Genomic DNA, 13,248 nt, shown 5'->3' with positions numbered 1-13,248 from the left:
CTCGCTGTTCTCAGCCTTCGTTCGCCCGGATGCGGCCCTTCATGAGCGCGTCGAGCACGCCCGCCTTCGGCCCGTCCGCCACCACCTTGCCGCGATCCAGCACGATCAGGCGGTCGACCAGCGACAGCATCGAATTGCGATGTGTCACCAGCAGCATGGTCTTGCCCTGCGTGATCTCGGAGAGTCGCGCCTTGAAGGCATTCTCGGTCGAATTGTCCATCGACGAGGTGGGTTCGTCGAGCAGCAGGATCGGCGGGTTGAGCAGGAGCGCGCGGGCGACCGCCACCGATTGCCGCTGGCCGCCGGAGAGATAGCGCCCGTTCTCGCCCACCGGCATGTCATAGCCGGACGGGTGCTGGCGCACGAACTGGTCGACGCCGGACAGGGTCGCGGCGCGGATCACCGAGGCCTCGTCGACATAAGGGGCGCCCAGCGTGATGTTGTCCTTGACCGAGCCGAAGAAGAGATGCGGGTCCTGCAGCACGCAGCCCACCGATTGGCGCAGATCCGTGGGGTCGAGCTGGCGGATGTCGACGCCGTCGATCAGCACCGCGCCGTCGGTCGGCTCGAACAGGCCCAGGACCAGGCGCTCGATCGTCGTCTTGCCGGAGCCGATGCGCCCGACGATGCCGACCCGCTCGCCCGGCTGGATCCTGAACGAGACGCCTTCGAGGGCGTTGGTCTGCGCGTTGGGATATTTGAAGCTGACATTGCGGAACTCGATCGCCCCCTCGATCACCGGGCGGCGCAGGAAGACCTTGCCCTGCGGACGCTCGACCGGGAGCGCCATCATGCGGTTGAGACCCTGCAGCGAGGTCCAGGACTGGTGGAAGCGCACAATGAGGCCGGCGATCTGGCCCAAGGGCGCCATGGCCCGGCTGGTCAGCATCGAGGCGGCGACCATGGCACCGGTGGTGAGCGGCGCCACGTCGGAGGCGGGATCGTGGGTGAAGATCTGGTAGCAGGCCACCAGGATGACGCCGACGAAGGCGAGGTTCGAGGACATCATCACGAAATTGACCGCGATGGTCGACCAGAAGCGCGAGGTCTTGGCGGATTCGGAACTGGCCGCGACATAACCGTCCCAATCGCGCTGCAACTGCCCTTCCGCCGAGGTCGCCTTGATCATGTCGAGGCCGTTGATCGCCTCGACCAGCGTCGCGTGCTTCTGCGCGCTTTCACGGTACGAGCGCTCGACCGCCTTCTTCATCGGGAACTGCACCAGGATCGAGACCAGGATCACGACCGGGATCAGCACCGCTGGCACGATGGCGACATTGCCGGCGATGACGAAAATGATGACGAGGAAGATGATGACGAAGGGCAGATCGATGATGGCCGAGAGCGTCGCCGAGGTGAAGAAGTCGCGCAACGTTTCGTATTGCTGGATGTTGCTGGCGAAGGCGCCGGATGATTGCGGGCCGGCAGACATGCGAATGGAAAGGATCTGCTGGAAGATGGCCGACGACACCTTGCGGTCGAGCGACTTGCCGGCCACGTCGAGGAAATAGGCGCGCAGCGTGCGCAAGGCGAAATCGAAGCCGAAGACCAGCAGCACGCCGACCGCCAGCATGAGGAGCGTATCCTCGGCCTTGTTCGGCACGACGCGGTCATAGACCTGCATCGAGAAGAGCGAGGTGGCGATGGTGAAGAAATTGACCAGCAGGGCGGCGACGATCACCTCGAAATAGACCGGGGTGTAGCGCATGACGGCACCCCAGAACCAGTTCCGGGGCTTGGCCTCGCTGATCTCGGAGGAGCGCGTGTCGAGGCGGATCTTCGGCCGCACCACCAGCATCTGGCCGGTATAGAGGTCGGCCAGCTGAGCGACCGGGATGGTGTGCGAGCCATCCATGGTGTCCGGCGTCGCCACCTCGACCTTGCCGTCCTTCGGCACCGAGAGCAGCACGCAGGCCTTGCGGTCCTTCAGCAGCAGCACCGCCGGAAGGGTCATGGAATCGACCTGATCGAGGCGCTTTTTGAGCTTGTTGGCGGCGAGGCCGATGCGGTCGGCGGCGCGCAGGAAGAGATCGGGGCTGAGCCCGTCCTCTCCGATCGGCAGGCCATGGGCGATGGCGGCCGGCGAGCGCGGATTGCTGAAGATGCGGGTGACGATGACGAGGCAGGTGAGGAGCGCGTCCTCGCGCATGGTCGGGCCGGAATATTCCGCCGGCATGCCAGCCGCCGCCTGGGGCGCCACCTGGCTGCCGGGCGCCGCCTGGGCGCCCGCAGCCTGGCCACCCGCAGCCTGGCCGCCTGAGGCCTGGCCGCCTGAGGCCTGGGCGTTGCCGGCTGCCATGGCTGCCTGCAGCTTGGCCGCCAGGGCCGCCGCCTGCGCATCGGCCTGGCCACCCGCCGGGTTGCCACCGGCGGCAGGCTGGGCGCCCGCTGCCTGTCCTGTCGCCTGGCCCGCTGCCGGGCCTGCTGCCGGCGCAGCCGTAGCCGCCTTCGGGTTCACACCCGGATTGGTGGGCGCGGGTGAAGCTGTGACGGGCTTGGCGGCCGGCTGGGCGGGGCTGGTACCGGTGTTCTGGCTTGACGACATGACGCTTGGTCCAGTGCTTTCAGGGCGTTCCGGGGGCGACTTTTACCATATTCGGACCGGATGATAAGTCCGGCGGCTGTGACCTTTTACCCAAACCGGGCAAAAAGTGATCAACCTCACTTTCCGCGCCGCAGCAAAATGTCGGGACGGCAATTCTAGGCGCAATTCGTTAACCCGGCGTTGCGCCCGGCGGGGGCGCCGTCATGCCGTTTCCAGCACGCCGGTGGCGCGCAGGAACGGCAGGGTCTGGTCGAGGAAGGTCGTCGCCTGGGCCTCGAGCCGCGCCTTCTGGGCGGCCGGCTCGGAGACCACCTTGCCCTCGTGCAGGATGCGCATGCCGCGCTTGCCCATGGCGACCTGCATCTTTTCGGCCAGTGCCGCGGCGGTCTGGCTGCCGGTGAGGCATTCCTGCAGCGCCAGCAGATCGCTGGCGGCGAGTTGGACCACGTTGCCGGAAACCGGGCTGGCAAAGGCGGCGCCGGTGCCGTTCTCTTGCGCCGCCTGGAATTCCGCCGCGTTCGATTTCAGGGTCAGGCGCTGGCGCGGCGTGGCGCCGTTCTTCTGCCGCGTGAGCGGGGCCGGCTGATGCGACCGCGCCGCCGGCGAGAGGGTGCCGGTCGCCACCAGGATGTTGAGCAGCCGGCCGAAATCCTGCACCTTGCCGCCTTGCCCGACGAAGGCGGCGGCAAGCTCGCGCTCGCTGGCGGCACCCTGGCCGATGAGGGCGACCAGCTTGTCGAAATTGGGGATGTCGAAGGTGACAGTGCCGCGCGGCACCTTGAAGCTGGGCTTGAGGTCGCCGAGCGGCTTGGCCGCCGCCAGCGGCAGATCCGCCTTGGCCCGCTGCTGGGCGCGGGTGCCGAGGCGGGCATGGCCGCGCACGAAGACGTCGCGGCGGAAGCGCTGGTTGACCAGGAAATCGCGCATCAGCACGCGGAGCGCCGGGTCCGCCTGGGCGGCCACGGCCTTGCGCGCCTCCTCGGTCAGCACCAGATCGGCATGGTTCTCGGCCAGGGTCGCGGCACCCACGTAATCCAGCTTGGCCCGCGCCATTTCCTCGGCGACGTCGGTGGCGTAGAAGGCGTTCCAGTCGCCGTTGAGATATTCATGCGCCAGGTAGTTGCCCGGCTTCTTCTGCAGATTGCCGATCTGCCGGGCGAGGTTGGGCAGGGCGGCGAAGAAGCCCGACTTGATCTTGGCCATCTCGTCGATGCGGCTGAAGGCGAAGCTGGCGCGGGCGGTGGAATCGCCGCTGCCCACCCGGGCGAACTCGCTCACCAGGCGCTGCACCGGCACCTCGGCCGCCCAGCCCGGCAGGCAGTTATAGCTGTTGTAGACGAAGCCGCCCGGCAGCAACCGGTCGAAGCAGATGCGCTGCATGGCGGCCCGCGCCGCCGGCCGGATCCAGCTATAGATGCCGTGGAAGGTGATGAAATCGTATTGCCCCGCGGCACCCGAGCCGGTGACCAAGCCCAGCGGCCGGGCGATGCCCTGGCCGGCGGGATCGGCCGCCAGATCCTCGAAGCTGGCCTCGACGAAGGTCAGGTTGGAGAGGCCGAGCGCCCGGGCACGGCGCTGGGCGTGGTCGATATGGGCCGGGTTGAAATCGACCCCGACGAAGCGCGCCTCCGGATTGGCGGCGGCGAAGATGGTGATGGAATGGCCCATGCCGCAGCCCAGTTCCAGATAGGAAAAGGGCCGGTCGAGCGGCCGCGGCACGCAGCCGTTCAGGGCCGCCACGTAATTGATCCAGGAAGGCGCCTGTTCGCGGAAGATGTTGTCGGTATAGAGCGTGTCGGTCACATAACCCTGCGACCAGACCGAAGAAATCGCCATGGATAGCGGGCTCCCCTTCCCTGCCAGGCACGCCGCCCCGTCCCCAAAACCGGCCCGCCAGTAAACTTGCTGTATATATAAAGAGATAGAGCGGTTTGGTTAAGCAAAAGTTTAAGTGAAGCCACCCCCCCACAAAGAAAAAGGGCGGGACCCGAAGGCCCCGCCCCTGTTCATTCCCTCAAGGTCGGAGGGTTAGACGTTGTTGTCAACATCCACCGTGTTCTGGATATAGACGGTCGCACCGCCATTGGTCCAGGTGGTGAAGGTGATGCCGCCGGCGACATAGTCGGAACCTTGGCTCCAGTTGCCCTGGAAGCGGACCTCGTCACCGCTATTGTCACCATAGATGTAGAGCGTGTTGTCTCCATCCGTGATGTCGATGACGTCCTGCGCGCTCAGGCCATTGCCTTCGCCACCTTCACCACTTTCCCCGGAGTTACCGAAGTCATCATTCGCGCCGTTGCGCAGGTCGATGGCTTCGATATTGTCCACGCGGCCAATGAAGTTGTTGCTGCCACCTTCATTGTCGATGTCGATATCCACACCGCTCAGGAATTTGAGCGTGTCGAACCCGGTGCCACCGTCGAAGGTGTCGCTGCTGTCATAAATCAGCCAGTCGTCACCATCGCCGCCGTTGAGGACGTCATTGCCGCCGCCGCCGACCAGGATGTCGTCACCCTTGCCGCCGTTGAGCGTTTCATTTGACCCGTCACCGATGATGATGTCGTCGCTGTCAGTACCCTCCAGCTTATTGGACGCCGCAGCGCCACCACCCGTCGACACATACTTCACGCCGACGGTGGCATTATCACTCAGGCCGGACGGATCCTTTACAGTGTAGTCGAACTGCGTAGACCCACCGTTCGGGACATAGTTGTCACCAGGGAAGTTCCAATCCGTATCGAGATTGAGGGTGACATTGGTCCCCGCATGGCTCGGCGTACCGCTCTCGAAGTAGCCCGAGAAACCGCCGGCCGTGACATTGTCGATCACCAGCTGGTTTGGCGTTTCCGCGTCGGTGTCGTTGCGGAGCAGCCACTCGTCAGGCACAACGAAGTTACCGGTGTTGCTGGTGATGATGTTGTCATTATTGCCCACCGGCGCCGTGTTGTCGGCCACGATCGACAGGTTGACGGTGGCAACCGCCGTCAGGCCCAGCGGGTCGGACAGCGTGTACTGGAAGCTGGCCGGGCCCGAGTAGTTGGCGTTCGGCGTGAACTTCACCTGGTTGCCGACAATCTCGACCGTGCCGTTGCTCGGGTTGCTGACGCCGGTGATGGTCAGCGGCGTATCGCCATCCGGATCATTGTCGTTCGCGAGCAGCGTCGCGAAGTCGATGAAGATCGGATCATTTTCCGAACCCTCGGCGTTGTCGTCATTCGCCACCGGGGCCTGGTTCACGTTGTTGATCGTGATGACCAGGTCGGCGCCGCCGGGGACCGAGTTGGCGTTGTCGGCATCGTCGCCACCCGCCGCATCGGTATCGCCGTCGGAGTCCTTGGTCCCGTAGTGGAACACGACATTCTCGGTCTCGGTCACGGAGCCCGGCGTGAACTCGTAATCGCCATTGCCCATGTTGAAGACCATGCGGCCGAACTCGGTGTCGAAGCTGACGATCAGGCCGCTGATCACCACATTGGTGCCACCGACACCAACCTGGGTCGCATTGGCCGAGACGCCATCCCAGGCAAACTCGACATCGAAGGCGGAACCGTCGCCGTTGTGGCTGAAGGTATAGATATGCGCGGGACCGTCGCCGGCGGTGTCCGCCGTGCCGGGCGCACCCGGCACACCGGTGTCACCCACACCCGAGGTATGGCTGCCGTCGAGGACGTTGCCCTCGATGGAGGTGGCATTCACCGTATCCTCGAGCTCGGCCGCCAAGCCGTTCTCGTCGGTCACGATGATGACCTCGCCCACCGGGTTGTTGTTGCCGTTGCCGTTCGGGTTGGCGACGTCGTTCAGATCGTCGTCATTGGCGTTGAGGCCCGGGCCGACGCCAACCGCATAGACCTTGGTCACGCCATTGTTCTCAAGGGCGGTGTTCCAGTTGGTCATCTGGCCGTTGGTGAGCGAGTGGTCTTCGTTGTCGTCGGTGCCGGAATTGGCACCATCCGCCGTCGGAACACCGTCGGACAGGAAGTAGACCGTGGTCGGGGCGCCCGGGATCTTGCCGTCCGCGTCGCCGAGGCCAGCCGCGCCGAAGGCGAGCGCATCGGAGTAGCTGGTGTACTGGCCGGTTGGCGCGTTGTTGTTGATGTAGTCCAGGGCCTCCTGCGGGGTGCCCCAGAACTCCATGCGCTGGCCGTCGGTCGCGAACTGCACGATCATGACCTTCACGTCGCCCAGCTGGTCATACTTGGCCAGCAGGTTCTCGATCGCCGCGCGGGCAATCTGGAGCCGCGTCTGGTCGCCCGGGGTGTTCGGGTCGATGTCGTCGGACATCGAGCCGGAACGGTCCAGGATGATCATGACGTTGTTCTTCTGGGGCGCGTTCTCGTTACCCGAGTCAGCGTCGTTGTAGTTAACCGGGGCGAGATCCGGACGTTCCAGCAGATCGACCTTGAACGCCGCCGTATCGGTGTCGCCGTCGGCATCCTCCATCCGGTATTGGAAGGTGATGTCATTGGCCTCGGAGGATTCGGTCTGTTCGAAGGTCCAGTTGCCGTTCTTGTCGATGGTCAGCTTGCCGACATAGTTGTCATCGCCATCCTTCGATCCATCGGCATTGATGTTGAAGGTGCTGCCATCGGCATCCTGCTCGACAGCGTACCAGGTGTTGCCCAGCTTGACCTCGGTAACACGGCCCGGCTGGTCGGCGCCGACGTCGTCATTCGCCAGCAGGTTGACACCCGCCTGCGGCACGTCGAGCTGCGTGATCGCCAGGGTGCCGTCATAGTTCGCATCGACGCTGTCATCGTCGACATCGATCTTGAACGAGCCATTGGCGGTGTCGCCGTCGCCGTCAGTCACCACATAGTTGACGGTGAAATCGACGTTGTTCTCCCAGTTGTTGTTCTGGTCGGGATGCTTGACCGGGGCCAGCTGGGTGACCGTGTAGTTGCCGCTGGTATCGTCGCTGAGGTCGATCCGGATGACGTCGACGCCGTTCTGCTTGATGGTCAGCGTCTTGCCGCCATTGCTGAGCGCCTGGGTGAAGCCCATGCCGCCCGGCAGGCTGGCCGAGGTCAGCAGGGTGGTGCCGGCACCGTCGGTGCCATAATTGTGGTCAAGCGTGCCCTTGGTGTTGGAAGGGGCATTGTCGTCGCCCGGACCGCCGTCCTGGCCGAACGGCGGCAGATCGTCGTCCTCGACCACGACCTTCGCGTTCTTCCGGCTGTCGACCGACGGACCGTCGTCATAGAACTTCACCAGGTCGCCCGCATCGACCGTGTCGGTCGCGACGTCGCCGTCGTAATCCGTCACCGTCAGCTTGATCTTGAGGGCGCTGTTGATGAGGTCGGTGCTGTCGTCGTGGTCCTTAGTGTTGTCATGCTGGACCGGCGCATATTGCGCCACTTCCAGCTTGCCATCCGCGCTGATGCCGATGGCGAAGACCACCTTGCCGGCATCCGGACCCGCGCCGACGCGGCCGACGACCAGATCGCCTTCCTTGGTCAGCACGACATTCTGGTGGGTGCCGTTCTGGTCGACGAAATCGATGCCGGAATCCGTGCCGGGGGCCGCGACTTCGACCGAGAGCACGGCGGTGCCGGGGGTGTCGGCGTTGTAGTCGGCGAAGACGTCGACCGCCGAGTCACCGTCCCTGGCCCATTCGATGATCGGGCCATGGACCAGGAACTTGGCCGGCACGTTGGCATCGTTCTGGTCGTCGCGCTGGTTGTACGGGCTCTCGTCGATGTCGACGGTGCCGCGGGTGTCGATCTCGAGGTTGGCTTCCGGCAGGTCGTCCACCACCTTGACGCCGATCTGGCCCTGGGCGCCGTCGCCGTCCTTGTCATAGGCGGTGTAGTTGAGAACGATGTTGGTGATGTTCTCGCCCTGGCCTTCCGGATGGTCGATCTCGTTGTTCAGGGTGAACTTGTAGCCGCCATCGTATTCGCCGCCGGACTTGGTGAACTCGACGGTGAAGACCTTGGTCGCACCGGCCATGCCGTAGAAGATGCCGGCCGGGCCCGCCACCATGATGATCGGCGTGCCGTTATGCGCCAGGCCCTGCGGGCTGGCGATGCCGAGATTGCCGAAGCCGCCGGGGCCGTCGGCGCCGAACTTGACGCCGGTCTGGCCGTGGACCGTCAGGCTCTCCTTCGAGCTGTCGGAACCGTCATGCAGATCGTCCTCGTCGACCACCGCGCAGGAGCTGACCCACACGTTGTCGATGAAGCCGCCGGTGGTGTCGTCACTGCCGACCGCCTTGAACATCAGTCGGCTGGAGTCGCCGGGGCCGCCGGGCACGACGAACTGGTAGTTCTGCCAGCCGGCCGTGTCGCCCGAGATCGTGCCGATCTTGACACCGTTCCACCACACTTCGACGTCGTTGGTGTTGGTGCCCTGCTCATGGACGCGCGGCTGATAGTCGAAGCTCAGCAGATAGCTGTTGCCCGTCTTGGTGCCGGCGATGTCCTGGTAGACATAGGTGTTGGTGTTCTGCGGCTCCGGCTGGTTCTCGTTGGTGGAGTCGGAGTCGAGTTCCAGCACGTTCTTGCCGTCGCTGGCCTTGGTCACCGCACCCGCCTGGATCTCCATGCCGGTGAAGCTGCCGCCGTTGGGGATGCCGTTCTGGTCGTCATAGAGGCCGGACTTCCAGCCCGGGATCGAGGCGAATACGTCCCAATTGCCGCGCGCACCTTCGAAGGTCTGGCCGCCCAGATCCTCGAAGCTGCCATTGACCACCAGGTTCGAGCAGCCCGGCGCGCAGATCTCGGGCACGTCGTCGTCAATCTTGACCTGGACGTTGACGATGTCGACGTCGCAATCCTTGTCGGCGACGGTCACCTTGAAGTCGAAATAGAGGTTGTCTTCGTAGTGGTTGACCGGGTGATCCAGCGGCTCGAGCAGCGACACCTCGAAATCGAGGCCGTTATTGGTGATGTTGCTGACCTCGACCGTGATCACGATGCGGTCGGTATCCGGCGCCGCATAGCCGATCAGGGTGTTGGTGGCCGGGTTCCAGGCGAACACCACCTGCTTGCCGTCGATGGTGGTGAGATTGGCGTTCGAGCTGAGCGCGATCATGCCCAGGCCGTCGGCATAGGTGTTGTAGCTGATATGGCCGGTGGCGGTGGCTTCGCTGCCATCCTCGTCGGCGCCCTTGCTGGTGCCGCCTTCGTTGTCGAACTTGTCGCCTTCCGGGTTCTTGGTGTTGTTGTTGTTGCCTTCCGGCAGGCCGTCCTCGTCGATGGTGATTTCGAGGGTCGAGTGATGGCGGCTGATCTTCGGCTCGCCATCCAGCACGTCGATGGTCAGCTTGGCCCAGTCATAGTCGCCGTCCACGTCCTCGAGGGCGTAGTGCAGCTTCTCCTCGATGCACAACTCGTCGCAGGTCTTGACGCCGACCAGCAGGAAGTCCGAGTTGCTGCCGCTGTTGCCCTGGCCGTTGTCGACCGGCTTCAGCTTGATGCTGTCGAACTCGACGCCGACATTGACGTAGAAGTCCACCAGACCATCGGCGTCGCCGAAGATCTTGCCGCGGCCGACTTCGGTGTTGCCGTCATAGGCGATCCATTCCAGCACCTCGGCGTTGAAATCGTCGAAGTTCGGCGAGACGCCGTCATCCGGCTTGGAGTCGAACAGCGCGCCGACGGTGATCTTGGCCGCCTTCACGTCTTCGGGCAGGTTGATCTTGATCCACTCGTTGCCGTCGGTCTCGCCGCCATCGATGCCGCCGCCGACGCCGAGGCCGGCATAGGTCTTGCCGCCGGCATTGACGACCTTCGAGCTGAGGCCGGCCGACGAGGTGATGTCGAGGCCGCCCACTTCGAACTTGGCGAGGATCGCATTGGTGTTGCCGGGCAGCTCGGTGCCGCCGGCATTCTGCTCAAGGCCGTAATAGGCCTTCTCGGAATTATTGCCCGGATTGGCGGTGTATTCGTAATAGCCGAGCTCGTGGGTCTCCCACGAATTGTCGCCCGGCGCCACCGGATCCGGATTGAACGCATCGACCACCACCTTGAAGTGGCCGTGCGGGGTGTCGAACTCGACCACATGGCCGTCAAAGGTGATGTTCGAGACGTCGCTGGCGCCGCCGCCATAGACCGTCGGCGTCGCGGTGTCGCTGTCGAAGTCGAAGCTGATGACGGTGTTGCCGTATTTCAGCGCCGAGATGGTGTGGTCGCCATCGACCGACAGCTTGTCGCCCTTGTTGTCGTTGTTGATGCCGTCATTGCTCTTCCCGAGCACCAGGTTGCCGCTGACGGAATTCAGCGTGCCGTCGGGATGATAGGATTCCTCGTTGAGGACCGCCTTGTCGTCCTTGGCATCCGGCGCGTCGTCGATGACCGAGACCTGCAGATGCGCGGTCACGGTGTCGCCGTCGAAATCGGTCGCCTGGAAGAAGACCAGCGGGTTGCCGTCCTCGTCCTTCAGGTGGATCGGGTCGTTGGTGGAATTGTCCCAATCCGGATGCGCGGCATTGCCGCCCTGCGGGTTGTTGATCTGGTGGTACTGCACGAAGACCAGCTGGCCGGTATCCGGATCGAGGCGCAGCATGAATACGGGGATGCCATCGCCCTCGCCGTCGATATCGCAGCCATAGCCATTGCCTTCGCCGCCCTGGAGCAGGCGCGCGGTGTCGGAATAGTCGTTGCCGCCGCCGCCTTCATTGCCGCCCTCGAAATCGGTCGGCGAGGCCATGCCGATGATGGTGTTGGCGTCGAGCTGGAAGGCATAGACGGTGAGCACGACCGGCTCGCCATTGACCATCATGCTGATGGTCCAGTTGGTGGCCGACTTGTCGAGCACCTGGCCCTTGGTGTCGCTGTTCCAGTCGGTGTCCTTCATGAACAGTTCGAAGGCGCGCTTGTCGGTGCCGTCCTTCGGCTGGGTCGGCGTGCCGTCCGACTTGTTGTTCCAGTTGCTGTTGTCCTCGATGTTCGGATCGTCGACATAGTTGCCGTCCTTGTCGGTCGGCGTGTCGTTGTCGTGGCGGAACAGGGTGTCGCCGGCCTGGTCGTTGCCCTTGGCCTTGCCGTCGGCGCCGAAGCTGACGGTGAGGTAGGTCTTGGCGACGCCAAGCACGTCGGCCTTGAAATTGCCGTTGTTGAGGAACTCGTTCGACAGCTGGGCAAGGATGCCCTGCTGGTAGTCGATGTTGACGTCCTCGCCCGAGGCAAAGCCGTTGCCGATGCCGTCGAGCTGGTTGTCGGCCATCCAGGCCAGCCAGTTGGCCAGGCCGCCGCCGACATCGTCGGTCTCGTTCTGGCCGCCCGGCAGCCAGCCATTGGTGTCGTAATTGGTGTCCTGCACGCCCGGCGTCTCGTCATGGCCGATGGTCAGGTCAGCCTTGACGATGGCGACCGGCACGTCGAAGCCGCAGAACGAGGCATAGCAGACCTCGCCCAGGAAGGGCATGTCGTCGATGTTCTGGAACACCAGCGGATCCGGGAAGGTGCCCGGCACCGGCGGGCTGTCGGAATCATCGAGGAAGAACGGCACCTCGATCTTGAGGATGTCCTCGACGCCGTTGCCGACCTCGGTGCCGCCGCCCTTCTCCGGGTGGTCCAGCACGCCATAGATCGTGTAGGTGATGCCGAACTCGGCATTGCCGGCGAGGTTGGTTTCGCCGGAATTCACCACGTCGTCATCGACGCCGATGGTGAAGACCACCACATTGACCGGGCAGCCGTATTTGATGACCGTATAATAGGCCACCACCATCTGGCCCTGGCCGTCATTGGCGCCCGGCGCGCTTTCCGGCACCTCCGGCAGCAGCTTGTAGGTCAGTTCGTGGCCATGCGAGGTCAGGCCCATCGCTTCCAGCTGCCGCATCAGCGGCACATCGGCGCCGCCATCGTCGATGCCGTTGCCATTGGCATCAAGCACCAGCTTGCCGGGCAGGTCGGCGAAGAAATTGGCCTCGACGATCGCGGTCACCGAAGTCGGTTCGCGATCCTGGTCGATGCCGCCCGGGAACGGGCCGTTATTGTCGTCGGAGATGAAGGGGAACAGACCGCTCTTGCCGTCGGCCGGGCTGCCGAACCAGGTGTCGGTCTGGCTGCCTTCCTCGTGGTCCTTGCGGTCGAAGGGATCGTTGCCGTCCGAATACTGATGCGCCAGGACCCATTTCGGCTCGCCGCCCTGGTCGACCAGGATCGCGGCCGCTTCAAAAGACGGGCCTTCCGGCGACTGCTCGCCACCCTCGCCTTCCAGGCGGTTGATCAGGTTGCGGTCATACTGCTCGCCATGCAGGTCGTCCTCGTTGACCGGGGGCGCCTGGGTGATGTTCACCACGATCGGCGTGGTGTCCTCTTCCTCTTCTTCCGCGTCGGTGAGGATGCCCTCGCGCTCGATCAGGCCGTATTGCAGCGCCGTCGGGTTGAGGCCGCCCACCGCATTGAGGCCGCCCAGGCCCGCCTGCGGGGCGAAGGGATCGAACACGCCGCCGGTATTGTCCACACCCGGCGCACCGGCGGCCGGACCGGCTGCCGTCTGGATGTCGAGATTGGGATCGGTCGCCGCCACCACCGCGGCCACGTCGATCTGCTGGCCGGTATTGTCGAGCAGGGTCACGTCGGCTTCGCCCACCGCCGCGATATAGCCCTGCAGGATCACCGTGATGTCGCCGACGCGCACCGCCAGATTGCCGTTGCCGTCGTCAAGCCGCGCCACCATCGCGTCCTGCGGGAAGGGCAGCTGGATCGTCTCGCCCGGCGTCACCTGGATGCGCACCACCGGCTCGCCCGCCGGCA

At 64.4% G+C, this 13,248-nt stretch carries 3 protein-coding genes; all 3 read right to left on the bottom strand.

Translation table 11 applies throughout. From position 1 onward, the window contains the following. Positions 1-10: 10 nt before the first annotated feature. Positions 11-2,545 (bottom strand): type I secretion system permease/ATPase, encoded by a 2,535-nt coding sequence (locus A8950_RS11735; protein ID WP_208109844.1) that lies wholly within the window; start codon positions 2,543-2,545, stop codon positions 11-13. A 201-nt stretch (positions 2,546-2,746) separates the two neighbouring features. After that, entirely contained in the window at positions 2,747-4,381 is a 1,635-nt protein-coding gene (locus A8950_RS11730) for a class I SAM-dependent methyltransferase (protein ID WP_133613874.1), read from the bottom strand. A 192-nt stretch (positions 4,382-4,573) separates the two neighbouring features. Then, positions 4,574-13,231 (bottom strand): DUF5801 repeats-in-toxin domain-containing protein, encoded by an 8,658-nt coding sequence (locus A8950_RS11725; RefSeq protein ID WP_208109843.1) that lies wholly within the window; start codon positions 13,229-13,231, stop codon positions 4,574-4,576. Between the last annotated feature and the right edge of the window lie 17 nt (positions 13,232-13,248).

It is taken from the genome of Dongia mobilis (assembly GCF_004363235.1).
Taxonomy (GTDB): domain Bacteria; phylum Pseudomonadota; class Alphaproteobacteria; order Dongiales; family Dongiaceae; genus Dongia; species Dongia mobilis.
Note: the sequence above shows the minus strand (reverse complement) of the source record. Positions and strands in the feature narration are given on the sequence as shown.

Excerpts from the sequence above, each read along its gene's own strand:
- A8950_RS11735 (WP_208109844.1), bottom strand. The coding sequence starts at position 2,545 with ATGTCGTCAAGCCAGAACACCGGTACCAGCCCCGCCCAGCCGGCCGCC.
- A8950_RS11730 (WP_133613874.1), bottom strand. The coding sequence starts at position 4,381 with ATGGCGATTTCTTCGGTCTGGTCGCAGGGTTATGTGACCGACACGCTC.